Genomic DNA, 22,646 nt, shown 5'->3' with positions numbered 1-22,646 from the left:
AAGTGCGATCTTAATCACACTATGTGCTGTTTTGCTCTGGCAGCGGCTGCGGCCAGCGCGCGCCAGGAAAGAGCGACAGACGGATATTGAACAGATGAAACAGCGGCGCAAACAGCGCATTTTCCTGCTGCGCCGCCGCCTCCAGCCGTAGCAGCAACACATCAAGCTCATGCAAAAGCGCTGGCGACGGCGTGCTGTCCAGCGTTTTCAGCCGCTGCTTAAGAAACTGGCTCAGCTCGTGAAACATGGCTGCGCTTTCTATCTGGTTCGCCAGCAGCAGGTGCCGATGACGGGTGTAATAGTCATAGCAGTTAGCCCCGAGCCAGGCTTCCGCAATCAGGTTACCGCCCGCCACCAGTTCCGGTGCCGGATCGACGCGTTTACGCGGCAGAATCACGTTTACCCTGTCCAGCGTGCGTGCGACAAATTGCTGCCGCGCCGTCAGCGTGGCGGTGTTCATGCGCAGCGCGGTAATAAACTGCAGCAGATCGCGAATGCCTTTGCGCAGCGCACGCGTGGCCGTCCACGCCGGGCGTTTGTTGCGAATCAGCAGCGTCAGCACCAGCGCAACAGCAATGCCCACCAGCGTGGAGATCATGGCATTCACTATAAGCTGCAAATCGGGTTTGAAATGGTGGCTCATGCCGATCAAACCGGGGATCTGCGTGGCGACGATGAGACCGATCAGGTTGGTGGACGGATTGGCAATCACCAGCCCTAAAGCAAACAATCCCGGCGCGAGGCAAATCACCAGCGCTTCAAACGTCACCGCCTGCGGGATCAGCAGCGTGACGTAAATCAGGCTGATCGCCATGGAGATCAGTACGCCCTTCAGAAACAGCTTCATCGGTGCGATGGGGCTATCCAGCCCGGCGAAGAACGAACACAGCACCGCCGCCATCATCGGCGCGGTTGAACCATCACGCCAGCCGCTGCCAATCCAGAACAGGCAGCTGGCAAAGGTGGCAATAAAGGCGGTAAAGCACGACAGCAGCAGCAGACCTTTATCGACATGCTTGTGCGCGCGTGACGCCTTGCCCGGTTTCACCGCTGGCGTCCAGTCACTGACGCGCTCGCTGACGCTGTGGTAAGCATCAGCAATACGGACAAAATTGAGTAACCGTTCCAGCAGGCCGATGAGCAAAATGCTCTCTTCACTGTTAAGCCGCCCTGCGCGCCAGGCCTGCAGCAGCTGCTCCTGAGCGTCGGTGAGGCGATCGCGCACCGGCTGCTGCGCGTCGCCGTTCAGCCATTGTAAAAATTGCTGAAAAGCCGTCGCGACATAATCGGGAAAGCGGATCTGCTGCTGTGCCAGCAGATTCAGCCGCGATTCAATGGCGGTGAGCGTCGGGATCAGGTACGACAGATGCTGATACTGAACGCTGACCAGCCGCACCAGCCGCCGCGCGGCATCCCCTTCATAGACGCAGTGGGTGATCAGCGTTTCGACGTTGAGCGGATAGTTGGCCATCTGCACCAGAATATCCTCGCGCTCCAGCGATTTTGCCGCGGGCATCGCCGTCATCAGCTCGCTACACAATTTACGCGCGTTCTGATACCACAGCCCGACGCTCTGTTCGAGCAAATGGCGCATCGAAACCGGGAAGATCAGCCGATGCACAAGGCTGCTGCAGACAATCGCCACGGTGATTTCCTCAATGCGGGAAATTACCGTATAGGTAATGGCGCCGGGCGAGGTCACATCGGGAAAGCCCATAATGGCGGCGCTGTAGCCGGCCAGCATAAAGACGTAACTTTTTGGCGTGCGGTCGTGCAGCGAGAGATACAGGCAGACGGCAACCCAGAGTGAAATACACAGGCTGAACAGCATCGGCGACTGGACCGTAGCCGGATAGATCAACAGAGTAAACAGCCCGCCCAGCACGGTGCCAAAAAAGCGAAACACCGATTTGGACACCGTCGAAGCGGAATAAAGCTGCGAGGCAACATACACGGTGGTCAGTGACCAGGCGGGTTTGTCCAGGTTAAGTTCCAGCGCAAGATAAAATGCCAGAAAGGCGGCCAGACAGGTTTTGGCAGAGAACAGCACGGCACTTCGGGAAAACCACTTCATAGAACGGGAGCAACCTATAGCAGGCAACGTTATCGCTTATCCTGACAGAAGCCTGCGGCGATGACATTTTGATTTGTTATACAAATTATTACCGTGCTAATTATCCGGTTCTCTATGTAACTTGCCCATTACAGTGAATACTGATGCAGGCTGGAATTAGAGTTATAAGCGATACTAAAAAGTTATTTATTGGTTATATAGCAACTTTGCCAGGATGGAGGAAAAACCACGAGAGACGCCCCATGAAAGCACAACGTTTTGCCCTGAGCGCACTGGCACTCAGCTTCGGCCTGCTCGCCACGCACGCCTTTGCCGCCAATCCGGAAACCGTCACCATCGGCTATCAGAAAGCCAACATTTTTGCGCTGCTGAAATATCGCGGCACGCTGGATGAGACATTCAAAAAAGAGGGTATCGTGGTGCGCTGGGTGGAATTTCCCGCCGGCCCGCAAATGCTGGAAGGGCTGAACGTGGGCAGTATCGATCTGGCCGCCACCGGCGATGCGCCACCCGCCTTTGCGCAGGCGGCAAAAGCCGATCTGATTTATCTCGGACATTCACCCGCCAACCCTAAAACCGAAGCTATCGTAGTACCGAAAGACTCACCCATCAAAAGCGTGGCCGATCTCAAAGGCAAACGCGTTGGCCTGAACAAGGGTTCAGACGTCAATTATCTTTTGGTGAAAGCGCTGGAAGATGCCGGGCTGAACTATAAAGATGTCACGCCGGTTTACCTGCCGCCGGCCGATGCGCGCGCCGCCTTCCAGAAGGGCGCAATCGATGCCTGGGTGATCTGGGATCCTTACCTGGCTGAGGTCGAAGCCAACGCCGGCGCGCGTGAAGTGCGCAACGCCGAAGGTCTGGTGCCGCACTACACCTTCTATCTTGCCAGCCGCCCGTTTGCCGAAAACCACCCGCAAACGGCTAAGCAGGTGGTTGACGAGTTGAGCAAACTGAGCAACTGGGCCAATCAGCATCAGGATGAAGCCGCCGCGATTCTGGCGAAATCCACCGGTCTGGATAAATCCATCTGGCAGACCACGCTGCAACGCCTGCCTTATGGCGCGTCACGCATGTCACCGCAGGTGTTTGCGGAACAGCAGGCGCTGGCGGACACCTTCACCCGCGTCGGCCTGCTGCCGGTGAAAGTCGATGTGCGCAGCGCGACCTGGTCGCTGGATAAAAAATAAGCTTTTTGTTAAATCTGAAAGGTCGGGCGATCTGGGCCTGACCTGAAGCGGAGTAAGCCTGTTTTCCACGGCCGGACGGTAAGTTACCGCATCCTGCGGGAAAACTCATGGTCCTCCGCTTTTACGTCGATAAATCTTCACGAAAGTTCTTACATTGCCATATCCGAACGTTAACGGCTTATGTTAAGCATCATCCGACGGATTTCTGTATGTCCGCTTCTGGCATCAGGCTGGCATTAGCTTCCGCCAATAAGATGCTTACAAATCTTGTGTGCATCCCAGTTAGGTTGGGGAACTTGTTTGAATTCGCTGAACACCTGTGCTGGGGCGGTATTCACGCTAATGGGGTAACCAGCTGGAACTTCACGAACACCATAGTTAACCGCAAAGTAGTAACGCTTACCCGGCTGAGAAATGATAGGGATCCACTGCACACCAGTGTAGGTTGTAGACGTGGTCATAGTCACTACAGGATCTTTGGCATTGTAAATCTGCTGTATAGCAATTAGTTTGCCCGGTGGTACTTTTTGCACTATGAGTTTCTTACTCATATCCCACATATTAGGGCTTAGTTGAAAGCGCTCTATGCGATCATAGCATTCGCCTTTTTTCTCGTAGAACAAGATATAAAGCATCCCACTTTGCTCTTCCCTCTGTTGTATCACCACAGTGGCGGCATCTTTACCGTTATACGATTTGTAATTTAACGGCAGCAATGCAGAACAGCCTGAGAGCAAGAATGTTGAGGTCAAGACTGCTAAAGTAAGTTTGATATTCACCGATCACACTCTGTTGATTTTATACTTATAAGCCAAAGGTATTAACGGCAGCCTCTTTGAAAACTTGATTTATGTTACAGGAAGCAGGCTGCGTACAGGTTCCATCCTTTCTCGATTAAGTCCCCTAATGGCTACCTGGCCACCTTCAGTTACATCACGCTCAGCGTCGGCCAGCCCATGTCAGTTTTCATCAGGATAAACAAAACCGGGCAAAAGCCCGGTTTTGTTTTTACAGATATCATCTGAGGCTTAAGCTGCAGCAAACTGTTTCTGTACGGCCAGGGCTGTGCGGCGGAAGGCCACGCCTTTTTCATCAAACAGATGTGCGTGCTGTGGCGGGATCATCAGCCCAACGTCATCACCCAGGCTCAGCTCCAGCTCTTCCGCATGTTTAACCAGAACAGGATCGAAGCCTTCTACCGCAATGTAAAAGTAGGCGGCTTCCCCCAGATGCTCTATGTGCTGGATCTGACCTGTAAGATGCGCGTCAGACTTACTGCACAGACGCAGATGCTCAGGACGAATGCCTACTTTCACCTTCTCACCGGACTGCGCCACGGCGGTATTGACCTCAACATCAATGACCTCTCCTGCATGACCCAGCCGGACTTTGCTGCTCTGCGCGCTGCTATTGATCAACTCTGCAGGAAGGAAGTTCATTTTGGGTGAGCCGATAAAGCCGGCGACAAACGCATTGACCGGGTGGTGATAGAGTTCAAGCGGATGACCCACCTGCGCAATTGAACCTTCATTGAGCATGGACGCGCCACTGTTCAGCAGCACAATCTTATCGGCAAGCGTCATGGCTTCAACCTGATCGTGCGTGACGTAAATCATCGTATTGCCAAGTTTATGGTGCAGCCTGGCGATTTCCACGCGGGTTGCTACACGCAGCGACGCGTCCAGATTCGACAACGGTTCGTCAAACAGGAACACCTCCGGGTTACGCACAATCGCGCGCCCGATGGCCACGCGCTGACGCTGTCCACCGGAGAGCGCTTTCGGAAGACGCTGAAGTAACGGCTCAAGCTGCAGAATTTTGGCCGCATTCAGCACGCGATACTCAATCTCCGCCTTTTCGGTTTTAGCGAGCTTTAGGTTAAACGCCATGTTGTCGTAAATAGTCATGTGCGGATAAAGCGCGTAGCTCTGGAATACCATCGCTACACCGCGATCGGCGGGTGCCAGCTTATTGACGACCCTATCGCCGATGCGAATTTCACCCGAGGAGATGGTCTCCAGCCCGGCGATCATACGCAGCAGCGTGGACTTACCGCAGCCTGATGGCCCGATAAACACGCAAAACTCGCCGTGTTTAATTTCAAGATCGACCTGATTGATAACCTGCGTATCGTGAAAGCGCTTAAACACATTGCTCAGACGTATACCTGACATAATTCAATACTCCTCTCTTCTGAGCTACTTGACGCCGCCCATGGTTAAACCGCGCACCAGATGTTTTTGTACCAGCAGACCGAGCACCAGCATCGGCAGCATCACCAGGGTTCCTGCCGCAGTCAGCGGCCCCCACTCTGTCCCCTGGAAGGTCAGGAATGAGGTGATCGCGACTGGCAGCGTCTGTGTAGAGTCGCCAGAGAGCGTCAGGACAATCTGGAATTCATTCCAGATAAAGAACAGCGTCAATACGCCTGATGCGGCCAGGCCGGTTCTTGCCAGCGGCAGCATGACACTGCGAAACACGCGCCATTCGCTGGCACCATCAACGCGCGCCGCTTCACGAATTTCAGGGGGAATATCTTCAAAGAAAGTAGTGATCATCAGAATGGTAAATGGCACGTTAGCTACGGTGTAAACCAGAATCAGCACCAGATAGTTATCCGTCATGCCAAGCTTCGTAATGAGGTAATACACCGGGATAACCAGCATAATGACCGGTGCGTAGCGCAGGCTCATGATGAACTGCTTAGCCTGTCCTTTTCGCTCAATAAAGAACACCAGTCCGTAGGCAAAGAGCGACCCGAATACCAGGCACAGGAACGTTGAGACCAGCGAAATCAGCAGACTGTTACCGAATGCGCGAATGAAATCGCCATTGCTCAGCACCTGTCGATAGTTGTCCAGTATCGGCGTAAACCAGAGCTTTGGTGGCATGGCGAAGGCATCTAAGTACGTTTTAAATGACATTGTCACGAGCCAGTAGATCGGCAGCAGGAAAAACGCCAGTATGACTATCAGCACCAGCCAGAAGCCGGTTCTCCGACAGATAAACTTCAGTGAATCACTCATCTTTCATTACCTTCTTACTGGCGAATGACAGCACCACGATCACCAGCAGCGTGTTGATGATGGCAATCACCACCGCTGCGCTGATACGAAAATCCTGGAACCCGGTGAGGTAGGCGTACATGTTGGTGGTTTCCGTCGCCAGGGCCGGGCCGCCACGGGTCATAACATAAATCAGGTCAAAAGATTTGAACGCATCAATCATGCGCAGGAATAGCGCCATAAGAATGATGGGCTTCATCATCGGCAGCTTGATGAAGGCCAGCAGCCGCCAGCTACGTGCACCATCCAGCTCAGCCGCTTCAAGAGGTTCATTTGGTAACGCGTCCAGCCCTGCGGATACCAGCAGGATAATGAAAGGCGTCCACTGCCAGATATCCGCCAGAATCAGCGAGGCCATTGCCGTGCCGGGATTGCCTAACCAGTCAATTGGCGCGATGCCAAACATGCCCGCGATCCAGTTGAACAGCCCGGCATTAGGATCGTAGAAAATACGCCAGATAAGTCCCGCCACGATGGGGGTCACTATCATGGGTAAAAGTAACAGCGCTCGTACCAGCTTGCGGCCAAAAAAGTCGCGACTGATGAACAGCGCAATGGCACTGCCGAGTACCAGCTCTGCCACCGTAGAGCCCGCCACATAGACCAGCGTATGCCACAGAGAGAGCCACATGCGGGGTTCTTTCAGCACCTCAATGAAGTTCGCCAGACCGATGAAATCAAACGGCGGTGGCGACATCAAATCGATGTCATACACGGACAAATAGATGGCGTAACCCAGCGTGTAGAACGAAACCAGCAGCAATACAATCAATAACGGCAGAGTAAACGCCTGCTGCGTGAGTTTTGCTTTCATAGTTTTACCTGGATCTGCGTAAGAAATTCATTTCCCTCAGCACGCCTGAACGCACTGAGGGAGAAAGGTTAACGAGACAACGCTTTATTGTTACGGGTGTTCGCGGCCTTCAGTGCGCTTTCAACAGACTGGGTGCCAGCCAGCGCTTCAGACAGGGCAATGCCGGTGATATTGATGATCTGCGTAGCCTGCGGCACGGTAGGCAGATATTTCGCGTTTCCGTTCTTCAGAGCAGCAAGCATGCCGTCCTTGAAAGCGCCATAGCGCTGAGCAAAAGCATCACTGTTAATGGCGCTGAGCGAACTCACACCAGCGTTCGGATTCAGCTCAACTGATTTCATCTGCGTCTGGCTGGCGGTTGCCCAACTGATGAATTTCCAGGCGGCATCCTGATGCTTACTGTCACTGTTGATGAACATACCGTGAACCTGAAGTGCGCCGCTGTTCCCCGGATGATCATCCGGCTGTGCAGGAACCGGGGCATAACCGACTTTCCCGACGACTGAAGATTGTTTCGGGTCTTCATTGAAACCACCGTTCACGGTAGAGTCGATGGTCATCGCCGCTTTGCCCTGCTGGAACACCAGACGGTTTTCCTGCCAGCCAAAGTTAGCCGCACCAATCGGGCCGTAATTTTTCAGGATATTCACGAACGCATTTGTAGCTGCAATCGCCTCGGGTGATGAGATGGCAGACTTGCCGTTACTGTCGATCCACTGGCCGCCGTAGCCCCACAGGAAGGCAGCCCACGCAAAGGTGTTCTGAATACCCTGTGCGCCGCGAAGAGTGATACCCGCGACCTGACCGTTCGTTTTCTCCTTGATGGTTTTAGCGGCTGCGGTCAGCTCATCAAAGGTTTTCGGCACGGCGATACCGTACTGCTCGAACAGGTCTTTGCGATACATCAGGAAGGTACTCTCACCGTATACCGGCAGGCCGTAATAAGCATCTTTATAACGCAGCGTATCTGCATAGCTCGGTACCAGATCCGCTTTGTCATAAAATTTGGTATCACTCTTCATCCACTTATCAACGGGTGTGATATAGCCTGCCGAGGCGTAACCCACGGCGTGAACCCAGTCGTCCATAACGACGTCGTAACGTCCGCTGTGCGAGGAGAAGGCCAGCAAGGCTTTAGAGGTAAGATCGTTGTAAGGTACAATTTCTGCCTGAACCTTAATACCGGTCTCTTTTTCGAATTCCGGCAAAAGCGCTTTGATGGAATCACTGGTGCTGTGTCCTTCAAGCAGTACACGTAGGGTTTCCTCGGCGCTGGCGTTGCCTGCCAGCAGAAGTGTGCCAATAACACCTGCAATACCCATTTTTTTTATGCTCATCTCATCACCTGGTTTATTCAGTCAGAATGTCAGACCCGGACGATTTCGCCGGTACGGGCGGAGTCCATAATGGCAAGCGTAATGCGCAGCGCCTCGTTAGCTTCTTCACCGGTCGCGACTGTCGTCGTGCCGTTGCGGACATCACCGAGGAACGACATCAGCTCTTCACGCAGGTCGCCTTTGATTTCACCCTGGCTCAGTGGCCAGTGCTGGGTGTCGATATAACGGTTAGCCGTTTCGGACGCGTGATACAGTCCTGACTCACCGCATTCAATTTCAATCAGCCCTTTTGTCGACAAGATCGACATTTTGGCATCGAGCAGCGTGCGTGAACCGGCCGGCAGTGCCCAGGAGCTTTCCAGATTCACGACGGTGCTGTCCGCGAAGCGAATGATGGCGAACACGGAATCTTCGGTACCCAGATGGCCAAGCAACTTGTTGGTGGTCTGCGCATACACGCTCACCGGCTGGGTGTGCTTCAGCAGCCACAGGATCATGTCCACGTCGTGCACCGTAACGTGCAGCGGCAACGGCAGGCTGCCACCGTAACGGGCCGGACCTTCAATTGCCGGGCTGTTACGACGAGCAGTAATGTGGCTGACTTCGCCTGCGCTACCGGTCGCCAGAATTTCCTGAGCACGGGAGTAGCGCGGGTCGAAACGCAGCAGGAAGCCAATACCCAGCTTCACGTTGGCATCGCGGGCAGCGCGGATGATGGCTTCGCCGTCTTCCATCGTTGCGGCAATTGGTTTTTCCAGGAAGATGTGCGCACCCACTCTGGCGGCCGCGAGGGCCGGTGCCAGGTGGAAATCATCCTTGGTGCAGATGCTGACGATGTTGGGTTTTTCCTGATCCAGCATCTGGTTAAAATCTTCATAGCAGTTCAGCTTCGGGATCCACTCCTTCAGCGCTTCACTGCGGGACAGGTCCGGGTCGGCCACGCCAACCACATCAACGCCATACATCTGCTGCCAGATGCGGGCATGCATTGCTCCCATGAAACCTGCGCCAATGACGCATACTTTAATAACGCTGTCTGTCATTTCACTTTCCTCAGTACCTGGTTTGAAAACTACATAACGTTCCCGCGGCATATCAGTTGATTCAAATAACATGCCAGAATAAGTCCAGATTAATACCAAAGTAAAAATTAGTTGTATATCAACGCAATCAGCGTTAAATCAATATTTTTGCAACATATTTAACTTGTTATAACGCCTGATCCTGACTGCTGTCCAGCACGATCATGGTGCTCTTGGTCAAAATCAGAGCACCATCACGGTGCGAGAAGTATGTCTTCAAAATACCAATTTACAGATCTGGTATTATTGTGGTTATCTGATGGGTAATTGCAAAACCAACAGGAACGGAAGATGACGCTCGATGTGAATAAACTTAAAAATCAGTTGGTTGTTTCGTGCCAGCCCGTAACTGATGGGCCAATGGATCACGTCGACATCGTGGTCGCGATGGCGCGTAGCGCAGAACTGGCAGGCGCGGGTGCCGTGCGTATCGAAGGTGTGGAGAACGTGAAGCAGGTTTCTAAGTCGCTGGAAATCCCGGTGATTGGTATTGTGAAGCGTGATCTGGATGATTCGCCGGTGCGCATTACACCTTTCCTGCAAGACGTTGTTGATCTGATAGCTGCCGGAGCCAGCATTATTGCAGTGGATGCTACCGATCGTCAGCGCCCGGTTCCCGTTACAGAGCTCTATAAGCTTGGCCGTCAGTCAAATGTGTTACTTATGGCCGACTGCTCGTCACTGAAAGATGGCATTGCTGCCGCTGAGATGGGCTTTGATTTTATTGGCACCACCCTCTCAGGTTATACCGATGAAACTGCCGATCAGCCGATGGATCGACCAGACCTTGAACTCATCTCAGCGCTGGCAGCTCGCGGTTATCGTGTAATGGCGGAAGGCCGTACCCGCACGCCGGCTCACGCCGCGGCAGCGCTGAAAGCAGGTGCGTTTGCAGTAACGGTCGGATCTGCCATCACCCGCGTCGAGCACATCACTGATTGGTACAAAGCAGCACTGGCTGACGTGATTAAGGGGAGAACAACGGCATGATACTGGCGCTGGACATTGGCGGGACAAAGCTGTCCGCTGCATGGATTGAGGGGCAGGAATGTATTGCTCGCAGGCAGGTACCCATGCAGCATGATGAGGCGGGTTTTCTGGCGGCGTTACGCGAGGTCACCCAATCAGACTATCCAGTTGAGCGCGTGGCTGTTGCCGCAACGGGTTATTTGCGCGAAGGCCGCGTATGGTCGGTTAATCTCAACACCATCCCCTTCTGGAAAGGTTTTGCGCTGGGCGAAGTGCTGGAGAAGCAGTTTAACTGTCCGGTGATCATGCTCAATGATGCGCAGGCTGCGGCATGGGGAGAGTACCTTCCACGCCAGCATAATCGTACAGATCTGCTTTTCATTACCCTTTCTACCGGGGTCGGAGGTGGCCTCATTTGCGACGGGAAACTACGGATTGGTCCGCATGGACTGGCCGGACATATCGGGCATGCGACGGTAAGCGTTGCACCGCTGGATCCGGACGCAGGGCGCTGTGGTTGTGGACGCACGGGTTGTCTGGAACATATCGCTTCAGGCACTGCTCTTGCCCGCCAGGCCACGGCACTTTTTGGCCGCCGGATCGACAGCCGCGAACTGTTTTCCCTGGCGGCAGATGAACCACAGGCCAGTGCGATCCTCGATAACGCAGCCACGGCTGTAGCACAGGCCATTGCCGATACGCTCATGGTTGTGGACATCCAGGAGGTGGTGCTGGGTGGAAGCGTAGGTCTGGCAGAAGGCATGATAGCGCGGGTTAATAACGCACTTCAGGCCTTCCCGGCACTGTTCAACCTGCCCGTGACGGCAGCACTGGGCGAGGGTGATGCCGGTTTACTGGGCGCTGCTGACTGGGCACAGCGCAATTAGATGGCACTGGTTTACTGGCCCGACGAGATATCTCGCTGTAGCTCAACCAGAAAGTCGTAACTGTCGCCCCGGTACCAGGTATGGGTGTATTCAATCGGTCGGCCATCTTCCAGATAGCAGTGGCGTTCTACGTGTAATGCCGGGCTGTGCGCTGGCATATCCAGCAGATGGCTGTGTTCGCGGTTTAGCGGTTCTGCACGAATACGCTGAAGCGCCCGAGCAGGCATGAACCCATGTAACTGAAACACGGCATACAGGGAATCTTTTAGCTCATTCATATCCGGAATAAACGTCTGTGGCACAACCGCAATTTCAACGGCCATCGGACGATCGTCGACAGTTCGCAGGCGCTTCAGACGCCAAACCAGTGCGCCAGGAGAGAGGTTGAGCGCAATGATTTCCGAAGGCGATGCGTGCGTCAGCTCTTTCTCAAGCCATTGGGCACCTGGTTGATAGCCACGTGAAATCATGTCCTCACTGAAACTGGTCAGCGAAGACAGCGGCTTTTCGACTCTGCCAGCGACCGTACTGCGTGCACCGCGTCGCTGAATAATGATCTGCGCATTCGCCAGTTCGCTCAATGCCCGGCGCACCGTCACGCGAGACAGGTTCAGTTGTTCGGACAGCTCGCGTTCACTTGGAATCGCGTATCCGGCTTTCAAATCACCGCGGGTGATCATGTCGCGAAAACCTTTCTCAAGGCGAAGATACAGCGGGCCGACGGCACGATTTGTATCGTCACAGTAAGTTTTCAGTGTCTCGATGAATTTCGTATCCATGCTCAGCCGTCCCTTCCTCATGAGAGTTCAAAGATACCTGATGTTTACCTGCTGGCATAGGGATGAAACTCCCGTTTTAACAAAACTGGTATCCTCTGGTATGGTTCGCGTTATTTTACCAGGATGCAGCAATGATGAGGGGCCGCGAGAAGATCCCGGCATTCCTGAAGAAAAATGAAAGGTCGAAAAACTACCAGTTTGACCTGCCGGATTCAGGCCAGACATTTCAGTTAATGATGCGACTGATGACTTAAAACAGCATAGGCAGCGTCGCAGTGGCCGTCTGCTGGCTTGCCGTTGAATACGGGTTCCCAGCGCCGTAAGTCCGCGGATGAGTACTTCAACCTGCAGCATGGCACCCACCTTAGCGCTCAGCGATCCGGCGGTAAGCGAGCCTTCCCGTCCTGCCCCCTATTGCCGCAGCGCCCATATACGGCGAGCGCCATAAATGGTACGAATTGCGCCCTTATTCATAGTCATGGTCTCCCAAAAAATAGATTTTATCTTCCAGTTACATGTTAAGAAAACGCCGGTAACAGAAGGGAATGTATAGCAGTATATATTTCTAAAAATGAGTGATAAATCAAATAACTGATTAAAATCTAAGGAACCACATGTAAGCAAAAGAAATAATTTTCTTATAAAACCGTGAAATTATGAATTAACAGGAAACCGTTAAACAGAAACGTTATTCAATTACGCCAGATAAAATTACTAAAAAGATAACTTAGCAAAAGCACACCAGTTTTGTCTGGTTTTCATAAAAATAAAAAAGTTGAAAGTAAATTACTCACGGTGTATTTGTTTGTCTGGCAATGTTTTGTTATTAAGCTCACCACAGCCATAAACAGGAGTTATTTATGAAAGTAATCGCAAGAGACCTTTTAGACGAAATATCTGGAGCCGGCGGCCGTAACGATCCCTCCTATAGCTCAGGGCGTAACAACACCAGTAATAACTGGTGGCTCGAGTTCAGGATCCAATGGTAATCCCCGATATAATGAATCGGGCGTGGTAAATTGTAATAATGGTATTATTGGCGGAGCTATTTCCGGTGCAGCCGGGGGAATCGGTGGTGTAGCATTGGGCATAGCAGGTGGCGCATTTGCTGGCGGCTGCTTTACAGGAAGCGGTAACGGTGGAAATAACTCTGGTAATAATAGCTCTTCTGGAAGCTGTAACTCAGGTGGAATGGGTGGCTCCTGCAGCCGTTAAAAATATTCACCCGCCGCTTCTTTTGCGGCGGGTATTAAGGAGGATTAATTGAAATTTATCATAAAAAATCTTATTTTATTTTTATCAATAATGACTGGCTTTTTGTTTCTCAGTGGCGCAGGTATCCTCCCAGGATTCAACACCTTTAAACCTCCCGTTGAGTTATCCAGGTTAGTCATCACTATCAGCTCATTAATATCATTTGTGTTGCTAGGCGGTAAGATTATAAAGATTTTATTCAAAGGTGATATAAAAGCACATGGTAACATTAAATGAACAAAAAAGATGGATATTTATTCTTATCTGTTTTTATTGTTATGGTTATTCTTACCGGGGCTCCACTGCTTTTGCCTGAAAAATTAAGAATGATGTCGATCGTGTCTGGTATGTTTTTCCCATTGATGTTCACGGTGGAGATCCTGGTTATTACCCCTCTTTATTTTTTATTTTTGAGAGAGAAAGAGGGTTTTGGGGTGGGAACTTTCATCCTGAAAGATTTCATCCTTTATTTATCCATTATTTTGACTATACAGTTCATCCTCCCAAAACTGTTCTTCCAAGAAGAAATCTATGACAGTCATTCTGAGACAATCCTGCCTGCAATCACCTTTATTTTTATACAAATATCTTATATTTTAATGGCGCCTGTTTATGAGGAAATTGCAATCAGAGGTGCGCTATTCGGATCACTGACCATTTTTCTCAAAGCAAAATTTCCTGCGGCAATTTTATCCTCTCTGATCTTCGCCGTTTTACATACTCAGTATTCAGGCTACAAGCCATTAATCATTCTTTTTTTTGTTTCATTAACGCTTACAGCAGCGAGAGTTCGGTCAAAGGGATTATTATTGCCAGTCATACTACATGCGCTGATGAATTGTATCATCATAAATAAAAGCTATATTTTCGGCAGTTAAATGACAAAGGGTTCCCACCATATAGCATACTTTTATAAGGAGATGACATTGTTTCGCAGGGAGGCGGTTGATTATCAGAGGATGAGATTGCGGGGCCGGACACTGCTGCTTCCCGGAATCCCTTTTTGGGCAGTGGCGAGCCTGTGTTTCTTTTTTACTGCAGCATTATTGACCTTCATTATCGCCGGAACCTATAGCCGCAGGATCAACGTCTCAGGTGAGATATCGACTTATCCCCGCGCTGCAACTCTCTACTCCGGTGTTCAGGGTACAGTTGTAAAACGATACGTTCACGAAGGGCAATCAGTTGAGGCAGGCTCGCCCGTATACCAAATTGATGTAAGCAAAAGTACGCGTAACGGTGTCATAAGCGAAAATGAACGCAGGGATATTGACAACCAGCTTAACCAAATTTCACAGATAGTCAGCCGCCTGGAAAGCAATAAGAAAGCTACGCTGGATATGTTAGAAAAGCAAAAAGAGCAATACATCTCAGCCTTCCTGCACTCTACGAATATTCTTCGTCGCGCACAGGAAGGGCTCCGTATCATGAAAGAAAATATGGATAACTATCGCCAGTATCAGAAACTTGGACTCGTAAACAAAGAACAACTCATTAGCCAGGTAGCTCTTTATTACCAGCAACAGAACAGTCTTCTCGGTTTGTCAGTTCAAAATGATAATAATTCTCTTCAGATAACGGCACTGGATAGTCAGATCCATACTCAGGCAGCCGATTTTGACAATCAAATCTATCAGATGGAACTACAGCGCTTTGAACTTCAAAAAGAGCGAACCCGTATTGATGCCGATGACACCATTATCGTGCGGGCACTAGCCGCTGGTCGTATAGATTCGCTGAGCGTTACAGTGGGACAAATGGTTAATCCGGGTGATAGCCTGCTACAGATTACTCCAGAAAAAATAGAATATTACGCTCTGGTGCTTTGGGTTCCTGATAACGCCATTCCTTATATTAATCCCGGTGACCGGGTCAATATTCGTTATGAGGCTTTCCCGGTAGAGAAGTTCGGCCAGTTTGCCGGCACGGTTTCTGTTATCACAAGAACGCCTGCATCGCTGCAGGAAATGCACAGCTACCGAAGCGCTCCCACATCCGCTTTAACCACTGTTGCTCCCTATTACAAGGTCATCGTCAGGCCTGAAATGCAGGAAGTCAGGTATGTCGGAAAACGGCTGCGCCTGGAAAATGGCATTCAAGCGCAGAGCACAATGTTTCTGGAGAAAAGGAAAATCTATCAATGGATGATCGCCCCCTTCTACGATATGAAGGTCAGTACTTCAGGACCAGTCAATGAATAGAATGACCTTTAAAACTTTGGTCGCGAAGTTGGAAATAAAGTTACGCAACCGACTGCCGATGATCCACCAGACCGAGTCTGCTGAATGTGGCCTTGCCTGCCTGGCAATGATCTGCGGACATTATGGCAAGAATGTGGACCTGATAGCGCTCAGGCAACAGTTTAATCTGTCATCTCGCGGTACATCGCTATCCGGACTGACGGATATGGCTGAACAGTTGGGAATGAAAACCCGCCCTCTTTCGCTCGACATCGACGAGATTGGGGCTCTGAAGATGCCGTGCATTTTACACTGGGAATTTAATCATTTTGTAGTGCTGGTCAGCGCCAGGAACAATCGCATGGTGCTACACGATCCGGCGCGCGGACGGCGGACGGTTAGCCTTAAAGAACTTTCGCAGAGTTTTACCGGTGTGGCGCTGGAAGCCTGTCCTGGGAGTAATTTTACTGCCGAAAACGTCCTCAACAAAATTAGCCTCAGATCCCTTATTAGCAGCGTACACGGTCTAAAGCGAGCGCTCGGTAAAATATTTTGTCTGTCGCTGGTGTTTGAAACCATCAATCTGGTAATGCCGATCGGTACACAGCTGGTAATGGATCATGCCATACCGGCAGGAGACAAGAGTTTACTGACGGTAATCTGCGTCGGACTGATTTTTTTCATCCTGCTTAGGGCCGTAGTCGGTATGGTACGCGCCTGGTCAGCACTAATTATGGCAACGCTTATAAACGTGCAGTGGCAATCCAGCCTCTTCAGTCATCTGTTATGTCTGCCGCTCAGCTATTTTGAGCGACGTAAGATGGGTGATATCCAGTCACGGTTTAGCTCACTGGATACGCTGCGCAACACTTTCACCACCAGTATAGTCGGTGCCATCATGGACAGTATCATGGTCATTGGAGTGGTGATTATGATGGTGCTTTATGGTGGATGGCTGACCTGGATTGTGATGGCATTTACCGTCCTTTATGTATTGCTGCGCCTGCTAACTTATGGACGCTACCGACAGCTGTCAGAAGAATCACTTGTCAGAGAAGCTCGTGCCAGTTCTTACTTTATGGAAACGTTATACGGCATTGCCGCTGTAAAAATACAGGGAATGGGACGGCGTCGCGCCGCCCACTGGTTAAACCTTGAAATTGACTCAATTAATACCAGCATTCGCATTACTAAAATGGACATGCTGTTTGGCGGTATCAACACATTGATTATTGCCTGCGATCAAATTACTGTGCTTTGGCTGGGTACGAGTCAGGTTATCGATAACCAAATGACTATCGGAATGTTTGTTGCATTCGGTGCTTTTCGGGGACAATTCTCTGATCGCATCAGTTCACTGACGGAGTTTGTATTACAGCTGCGCATGATGAGCCTGCATAATGAACGCATTGCCGATATTGCACTAAATCCGCGAGAAAATCATAAACCTGACCGCTATTACGAAACAGGGTTAAAGCCTTTAGGACTGGAGACCCATGAAATTAGCTATCGTTACGACACTCAGTCACCTTACATATTTCGTAAAATGAATATCTCAATCCTGCCGGGGCAGAGCGTGGCAATCACGGGCTCTTCCGGGGCAGGGAAATCTACGTTACTTAAAATATTATGCGGCCTATTTACCCCCGACAGCGGAAGAGTAGAGATAGAGGGTGTTGATATTCAGCAGATTGGAATCAATAACTACCATAAAATGATCGCCTGTGTCATGCAGCATGACAAGCTGTTCAGTGGTTCAATCAGGGAAAATATCTGTAGTTTTGCAGACGAGGCTGATGAAGTCTGGATGAAAGAATGCGCCCGCGCCAGCTACATTCATGAGGTGATTATGCGTATGCCGATGGGTTATGAAACTCTTATAGGCGAGTTGGGTGAAGGGCTTTCTGGCGGACAAAAGCAACGCCTGTTCATTGCGCGAGCACTTTATAAAAAACCATCAATTTTGTTTCTGGATGAGGCGACAAGTGCGTTGGATAATGAGAGTGAAGCGATGGTGAACCGGGCAATCAGAGAGCTCAGCATTACCAGAATCATTGTCGCGCACAGGGAAAGTACGATCGCCTCAGCTGACAAAGTTATTACTCTGGATTAATCGCAGCCGGATATCGTCAACAAAACGATTCATGGTGCTTTTCGTCATTTATCATGTCTGCTTAGATTAAAAGCAGACAGATACAACCAGCAATGCCGCACTGGTCGGTCCCCTCTAGCCCCACGCCCTGTTTTGCATCACCACCCGGTACCCGTCGGGATCAACGAAGGTTTGCCCACTCACATCCCAGTAAGGATTGAAAGAATTCGTCCGTTTAAAACCCGCGTCAATCATGGTTTCGCATGCCTGCTTCCATGCATTTTCATCCGGATAATAGAGGACGAGGAGATCGTCTTCGGTTGGCGAGGGCTTAACGGGATGTCCCGGGCAGCAAGTGAATTCGAGGTGCCAGTCGAGGTCTTTTCGCCCCAGCATCACGCCATTGAAACCGTCGTGATCGTGGAATTCGGCAATTTTTTGCAGACCCAGTCCCTGACTAAACATCAGAACCGATCGTTCAAGCTGGGAGACGGGTCTGGCAATGCGCATGTGCGTAAACATCTGGCTTGACTCCTGAAAACGTTTTTCTGGGTGTTGTTAACCAGGTAGAGTTTACACATGATCGGGCTGGTCATTTGTCGATGAGAGCCAGCGCAACCTGCCCTGCCCGCGTTGTGCGCGTCAGGCTACAGCACCGCGGCGGTATAACCCGAATGGCAGCAACGGTTTCAGGTTTTCCCGATCGGCACCCTGCGCAGCGGGCGACAAATCACGGTCATCGCAACGGCGCTGCACAGGGGAAACAGCGCCAGCAGTAGCCAGGGATAAACAGCCTGCGTTGAAGGGACAAGCGCGTTGTCCAGCAGCGGTCCAGACATTAAATTTCCGGCCAGCACCACGAAGCCGCCGGCGGTGGCAAGGGCGCCGTAATGTGCACCCAGCGTCGCGGGGTCGGCAAACCGGGGAATCAAATCCTTGGCCGACGGCACCAGCAGCATCTGGCCGAATGTCAAAAACGTCACCAGACACACCGCAGGGATCAATCGCAGCCAGCCGTCAGGCGGCGTGGTTGACGCGAACAGGGCCACGCTGGCAAACGCGGCGGAGAGCAGCAAAAAACCCACCGGTAAAACTTTTACCGTTCCCACGCGTCGTGCAAAGCGCGCCAGCGGCAGCTGAAAAGCGATGATCAACACCGAGGCCAGCATAAAGAGCGGGCCGAGATCTTTCTCGCTGCCGCCTGCCCGCCGGATCTCCACTGGCAACGCCAGATACAGCTGGTTGTAGCTCAAAAGCCACGAGCTGTAAGCCACGATGAAAGCGACAAAACGCGGCTGGCGGAAGGTCATCCACCAGGGGACAATTTTTAGCGCCTGTTTGCTGTTACCTGTAGCAGGGAGAAAAATGTACAACACCATCAGCGCGATGACAAAGACCGCGGCCCCTGCCAGCGCCACCTGGCGGAAACCAAATCCGGTCAGCAGTGCGCCAGCCACCGGGCCCAGTACGGCACCGAGTTCGCCGCACACCGCAAACAGCGCAAACCACTCCGCGCGGCCGCGCTTGCCTTTGGCCTCGCTTTGCGTTCCCGCTTTGGCCAGCAGCGCTTCAATTGACGGAGAAAACAGCGCACCGCCGATGCCCGTCAGACAGGCACCCAGAATGATCGGCCACAGCGATTGCCCCAGTGCCAGCAACAGATAACCCGCAATCCGGACCAGACAGCCACACAGGATAATGATCTTTGCGCCGTAACGGTCAGAGAGCGCACCGCCCAGCAGAAACATCCCCTGCTGGGAGAACGTGCGTAATCCCAGAATCAGCCCGATAACGCCGCCGGAGAGCAACATATCATCGCGTAAGAATATCGCCAGAAAGGGAACGACCGCGTAAAAGCCAATGTTGAAAACAAACTGGCTGCCCAGCAAAACGCCCGGGCGCAGGGTAGAGACAGGACGCAGCGAGAACGGAAGCATGCTACCTGACCCTAAAGAATGAAATGAATGTGCTTCTTGCCATGGAAACGGGAGATCTCAATTTTGGTTTTCACCCGGAATACCTCCCAGAGCAGCGCCTCGGTCAGGATATCCTGCGGCGTGCCGGTTGCGATGATTTGACCGTTCTGCATCACGATCAGCGAATCACAGAACATCGATGCGTGGTTGAGATCGTGAATGGCGACAATGCTGGTAACCGGTAACTCGCTGATCAGCTGCATTAATTGCATCTGGTGATGGATATCCAGATGGTTGGTCGGTTCGTCCAGCAGAATTTCGCTCGGCGTTTGCGCCAGTGCGCGGGCAATGTGCACACGCTGACGTTCGCCACCGGAGAGACTCAGCCATCCCTGCTCACTTTTCTCCAGCATGTCCACGCGCTGCAGAGCGGCCGTCACAGTCTCGTCATCGTGCGCACTCCAGTTAGAGAATGGCGAATGATGCGGAATGCGCCCCAGTTTCACCACATCGCGCACACGCATGTTGGCGTCAGTCATGCCGTGCTGCTCGACGAATGCCACCCGGCGGCCAAGCTGTTTGCGGGCGATGCGGGCGATATTTTGCCCGTCCAGCGTCACATTGCCGGCATCCGGGCGCCGCAGGCCGGCGAGGATGCGCAGGAGGGAAGATTTACCGCAGCCGTTTGGACCGATCAGCCCGACAGTTTCACCACGGGAAATGTGCAGCGATACGTTATCGACGATGACCTTTTTTCCAACCTTCCAGCTAATGTTGTCAGCGGAGATACTCATTATTTATTCCCCGAACGCCAGATAATCACCGCAAAGAACGGCACGCCAACCAGCGCGGTCACCACGCCCACCGGCAGGCTTTGCGGGGCAATCAGCAGGCGCGACGCGATATCTGCCAGCACCATCAGAATGGCACCGGCCAATGCGCTGGCAATCAGCAACGTGCGATGCAGCGGACCAAAGAAAAATCGCATAACATGCGGCACCACCAGGCCAATAAAACCTATCGAACCGGCCATGCTGACGATGGTGGCGGTGATAAGCGCGGTGGTGATAAAGAGCGCAAGGCGCACCTGAGGCACCGCAATACCCAGCGAGGCAGCCGCATCGTCACCAAAAGTGAACGCATCCAGCGCCCGGGAATAGTAGAGGCAAATGGCCAGTCCGATCGTCACTACCACCAGCACCAGCTGGAGTTCCGGCCAGCGCACGCCACTGAAGCTGCCCAGCAACCAGAACATCACATCGCGCGCCTGCTGCGCACTGGCAGAAGTGCTGATGGTGTAAGCGGTGATGGCATTAAACAGCTGGGAAGCCGCAACGCCGGCCAGGATGGTGCGTTCATTACCGCCGCGCGCCCCTTTCGTCAGAAAAGCGACAAAGGCAAAGGCGGTGAAGGCGCCGGCAAAGGCACCCGCCGACAGCGAGACGGCCCCGCTGCCGATGCCCAACACCACGACAGAAACCGCCCCGGTGGAGGCACCGGCAGAGACACCGAGCACATAAGGCTCAGCCAGCGCATTCTTCAGCAGGCTTTGCAAAACGGCACCGCAAATCGCCAATCCGGCGCCACAGCATGCCGCCACCAGCGCCCGGCTCAGGCGAAAGTCCCAAATCACACTTTCGTAGATGCGGCTCAGGGGAACGTGCGTGAGCCCCATTTTATTGCTAATGGCATAAAAGACGCTTTTTAGCGGGATCGACAGTTCTCCGACGCTGACACCGGTCGCAATCACCAGCAATAATAACGCCACGGCAGCCACCAGCGAGGCGGTCAGGAACAGCCCCTGTCGCGCCTGAACAACAGCGATAGTCATCAGTTCAGTTCCAGTTTTCTCAGCTGCTCACCCACCTGTTCGGCTCCGTAGATAGTGCGGATGGTCGGGTTCATGGCCTGGCCATCCATCACCACGATGTGGCCTTTTTTTACCGCATCCAGCTGGCTGACGGCAGGATCGCTTTTCAGGAATTTGATTTTCTCTTCGGCTTTATCCAGCGCCCAGCGATTGCGATCGAGACTGGAGACCACGATCACATCCGGATTGGCAGCAATGATGCTCTCCCAGCTGACCGTCGGCCATTCGGTCTCTGACGTGATGGCGTTGTGCCCGCCCAGCACGCTGGCGATGAATCCGGATGGACTGTTTTTACCGCCCACATAGGCATCCGCAGACGGTGACGAGCTTGAGAACCAGAACACGAACGAGAGATCTTTCTTGCTGCTACCAAACTCCTGACGCAGTGCCGCTTCACGCTTTTTGAAATCGGCAATCACCGCCTGGCCACGATCTTCCACGTTGAAAATTTTGGCGAAGTCCTGAATCTCCTGATACAGGTACGTCATATCCCACAGCTGCTGGCGACTGCCATACATATCCCCTGCGGCTTTTTTGGTAGCGCACATTCCTGGCGACACATAACTGTTCACGCCAAGGGTGATCAAATCTTCGCGTTTTGCCACCTTGCTCTCGGGTCCCAGCAGCAGCGGCGTCTGGGCAGGAACGAAGTCCGGATTTTGCGCCAGCACGGATTCGAGGGTGGGGATTTCTACCGTTAGCGTTTTGATTTTTGCATTCTGTTCGGCCAGCTGTGGCAACACTTTAGTCGGCCAGAACGCACTGGCGATGACCTTGTCCTGCAGGCCGAGCAGCAGCAAAATTTCTGCGGTATTTTGCCCCAGCGCCACCACGCGCTCAGGCGGCCTGGTGAAGGTCTCTTTATAGCCGCAGTTTTCAATCGTGAGAGGATAGGTGGTGGCCAGCGCAGAGCTAACCGATGCAAACACCAAACATAACGTGCAGATGACCTTTTTCATTTACCCCTATCCCCATTGATATTGTTTTGAGAAGCCCGCGCCGCTTTAATGCAAATGAAACTCATTAACGAAGCGGGCTTTTATACAATGGGCACTTTAAGGTGTCAACGGGAGATTGTTTCCCTGAGTTATCATCGTCATGGGCCTGCCGGGATCGCATACCGGACGTTCTGTAAAA

General features: G+C 52.3%; 20 protein-coding genes. 7 read left to right on the top strand and 13 right to left on the bottom strand.

What is annotated here, in order from left to right; translation table 11 throughout:
• Window positions 1-19: 19 nt before the first annotated feature.
• Window positions 20-2,074 (bottom strand): FUSC family protein, encoded by a 2,055-nt coding sequence (locus AC6I8P_RS19765; RefSeq protein ID WP_481658106.1) that lies wholly within the window; start codon window positions 2,072-2,074, stop codon window positions 20-22.
• A gap of 242 nt (window positions 2,075-2,316) precedes the next feature.
• Here AC6I8P_RS19765 and AC6I8P_RS19760 point away from each other — a divergent pair, with 242 nt between their 5' ends.
• Window positions 2,317-3,264: a sulfonate ABC transporter substrate-binding protein gene (locus AC6I8P_RS19760; RefSeq protein ID WP_481658105.1), complete on the top strand. Its 948-nt coding sequence runs from the start codon at window positions 2,317-2,319 to the stop codon at window positions 3,262-3,264.
• A gap of 236 nt (window positions 3,265-3,500) precedes the next feature.
• Here AC6I8P_RS19760 and AC6I8P_RS19755 read toward each other — a convergent pair whose 3' ends face one another.
• The 6 genes from AC6I8P_RS19755 to AC6I8P_RS19730 all read right to left on the bottom strand — a co-directional run bounded on the left by AC6I8P_RS19755 (window position 3,501) and on the right by AC6I8P_RS19730 (window position 9,523).
• Window positions 3,501-4,043 (bottom strand): hypothetical protein, encoded by a 543-nt coding sequence (locus AC6I8P_RS19755; protein WP_481658104.1) that lies wholly within the window; start codon window positions 4,041-4,043, stop codon window positions 3,501-3,503.
• Between the two features lie 249 nt (window positions 4,044-4,292).
• Window positions 4,293-5,438 carry an ABC transporter ATP-binding protein gene (locus tag AC6I8P_RS19750; RefSeq protein ID WP_498031273.1) on the bottom strand — a complete coding sequence of 382 codons (1,146 nt, stop codon included), beginning with the start codon at window positions 5,436-5,438 and terminating at the stop codon, window positions 4,293-4,295.
• 24 nt (window positions 5,439-5,462) lie between these two features.
• The gene (locus AC6I8P_RS19745) at window positions 5,463-6,290 is read right to left on the bottom strand and encodes a carbohydrate ABC transporter permease (protein WP_058781342.1); all 828 of its coding nucleotides are present in this window, start codon (window positions 6,288-6,290) and stop codon (window positions 5,463-5,465) included.
• Window positions 6,283-7,143, bottom strand: coding sequence for a carbohydrate ABC transporter permease (locus AC6I8P_RS19740; RefSeq protein ID WP_058775541.1), 861 nt, complete (start codon window positions 7,141-7,143; stop codon window positions 6,283-6,285). The genes AC6I8P_RS19745 and AC6I8P_RS19740 overlap by 8 nt, the downstream gene beginning before the upstream one ends.
• A 68-nt stretch (window positions 7,144-7,211) precedes the next feature.
• Window positions 7,212-8,480 (bottom strand): ABC transporter substrate-binding protein, encoded by a 1,269-nt coding sequence (locus AC6I8P_RS19735; RefSeq protein ID WP_348879502.1) that lies wholly within the window; start codon window positions 8,478-8,480, stop codon window positions 7,212-7,214.
• A gap of 29 nt (window positions 8,481-8,509) precedes the next feature.
• Window positions 8,510-9,523, bottom strand: coding sequence for a Gfo/Idh/MocA family protein (locus tag AC6I8P_RS19730; RefSeq protein WP_058770457.1), 1,014 nt, complete (start codon window positions 9,521-9,523; stop codon window positions 8,510-8,512).
• A gap of 330 nt (window positions 9,524-9,853) precedes the next feature.
• On the opposite strand from AC6I8P_RS19730, the gene AC6I8P_RS19725 reads away from it, so the two are divergent.
• Together AC6I8P_RS19725 and AC6I8P_RS19720 are read left to right on the top strand one after the other, a co-directional pair.
• Window positions 9,854-10,552: an N-acetylmannosamine-6-phosphate 2-epimerase gene (locus AC6I8P_RS19725; RefSeq protein WP_348879500.1), complete on the top strand. Its 699-nt coding sequence runs from the start codon at window positions 9,854-9,856 to the stop codon at window positions 10,550-10,552.
• On the top strand, window positions 10,549-11,418 hold the full coding sequence (locus AC6I8P_RS19720) for an N-acetylmannosamine kinase (protein ID WP_348879498.1): 870 nt from the start codon (window positions 10,549-10,551) through the stop codon (window positions 11,416-11,418). Before AC6I8P_RS19725 ends, AC6I8P_RS19720 begins: the two co-directional genes overlap by 4 nt.
• Window positions 11,419-11,429: 11 nt before the next feature.
• Here the strand turns inward: AC6I8P_RS19720 and AC6I8P_RS19715 are convergent, their stop codons facing one another.
• A complete protein-coding gene (locus AC6I8P_RS19715) occupies window positions 11,430-12,197 on the bottom strand; it encodes a GntR family transcriptional regulator (RefSeq protein ID WP_058775537.1) in 768 nt (255 codons plus the stop codon).
• A 1,263-nt stretch (window positions 12,198-13,460) separates the two neighbouring features.
• Between AC6I8P_RS19715 and AC6I8P_RS19710 the strand changes: the two genes are divergently transcribed.
• From AC6I8P_RS19710 to AC6I8P_RS19695, 4 genes are read left to right on the top strand one after another with little or no spacing between them, the layout of a single operon-like run.
• Window positions 13,461-13,688: a hypothetical protein gene (locus tag AC6I8P_RS19710; protein ID WP_104093505.1), complete on the top strand. Its 228-nt coding sequence runs from the start codon at window positions 13,461-13,463 to the stop codon at window positions 13,686-13,688.
• Window positions 13,685-14,329 carry a CPBP family intramembrane glutamic endopeptidase gene (locus AC6I8P_RS19705; protein WP_104093504.1) on the top strand — a complete coding sequence of 215 codons (645 nt, stop codon included), beginning with the start codon at window positions 13,685-13,687 and terminating at the stop codon, window positions 14,327-14,329. The genes AC6I8P_RS19710 and AC6I8P_RS19705 overlap by 4 nt, the downstream gene beginning before the upstream one ends.
• A 48-nt stretch (window positions 14,330-14,377) precedes the next feature.
• Complete coding sequence (locus AC6I8P_RS19700; RefSeq protein WP_211725614.1) at window positions 14,378-15,652, top strand: HlyD family secretion protein; 1,275 nt, start codon at window positions 14,378-14,380, stop codon at window positions 15,650-15,652.
• The gene (locus AC6I8P_RS19695) at window positions 15,645-17,744 is read left to right on the top strand and encodes a peptidase domain-containing ABC transporter (protein ID WP_058776193.1); all 2,100 of its coding nucleotides are present in this window, start codon (window positions 15,645-15,647) and stop codon (window positions 17,742-17,744) included. The genes AC6I8P_RS19700 and AC6I8P_RS19695 overlap by 8 nt, the downstream gene beginning before the upstream one ends.
• A 114-nt stretch (window positions 17,745-17,858) precedes the next feature.
• Here the strand turns inward: AC6I8P_RS19695 and AC6I8P_RS19690 are convergent, their stop codons facing one another.
• The 5 genes from AC6I8P_RS19690 to eitA all read right to left on the bottom strand — a co-directional run bounded on the left by AC6I8P_RS19690 (window position 17,859) and on the right by eitA (window position 22,468).
• Entirely contained in the window at window positions 17,859-18,245 is a 387-nt protein-coding gene (locus AC6I8P_RS19690; protein ID WP_477529815.1) for a VOC family protein, read from the bottom strand.
• Between the two features lie 167 nt (window positions 18,246-18,412).
• Entirely contained in the window at window positions 18,413-19,660 is a 1,248-nt protein-coding gene (locus AC6I8P_RS19685) for an MDR family MFS transporter (RefSeq protein WP_477529816.1), read from the bottom strand.
• 11 nt (window positions 19,661-19,671) lie between these two features.
• A complete protein-coding gene (eitC, locus tag AC6I8P_RS19680; RefSeq protein WP_477529817.1) occupies window positions 19,672-20,433 on the bottom strand; it encodes a siderophore ABC transporter ATP-binding protein EitC in 762 nt (253 codons plus the stop codon).
• Window positions 20,433-21,470 (bottom strand): FecCD family ABC transporter permease, encoded by a 1,038-nt coding sequence (locus AC6I8P_RS19675; RefSeq protein ID WP_021508765.1) that lies wholly within the window; start codon window positions 21,468-21,470, stop codon window positions 20,433-20,435. Before AC6I8P_RS19675 ends, eitC begins: the two co-directional genes overlap by 1 nt.
• Window positions 21,470-22,468: a siderophore ABC transporter substrate-binding protein EitA gene (gene eitA, locus AC6I8P_RS19670; RefSeq protein ID WP_498031272.1), complete on the bottom strand. Its 999-nt coding sequence runs from the start codon at window positions 22,466-22,468 to the stop codon at window positions 21,470-21,472. The genes AC6I8P_RS19675 and eitA overlap by 1 nt, the downstream gene beginning before the upstream one ends.
• Window positions 22,469-22,646: the final 178 nt, after the last annotated feature.

The organism is gamma proteobacterium symbiont of Lampromicra miyakona (assembly GCF_059730895.1).
The sequence above is the reverse complement of the archived record's forward strand: the minus strand, read 5'-3'. Positions and strand labels throughout refer to the sequence as shown.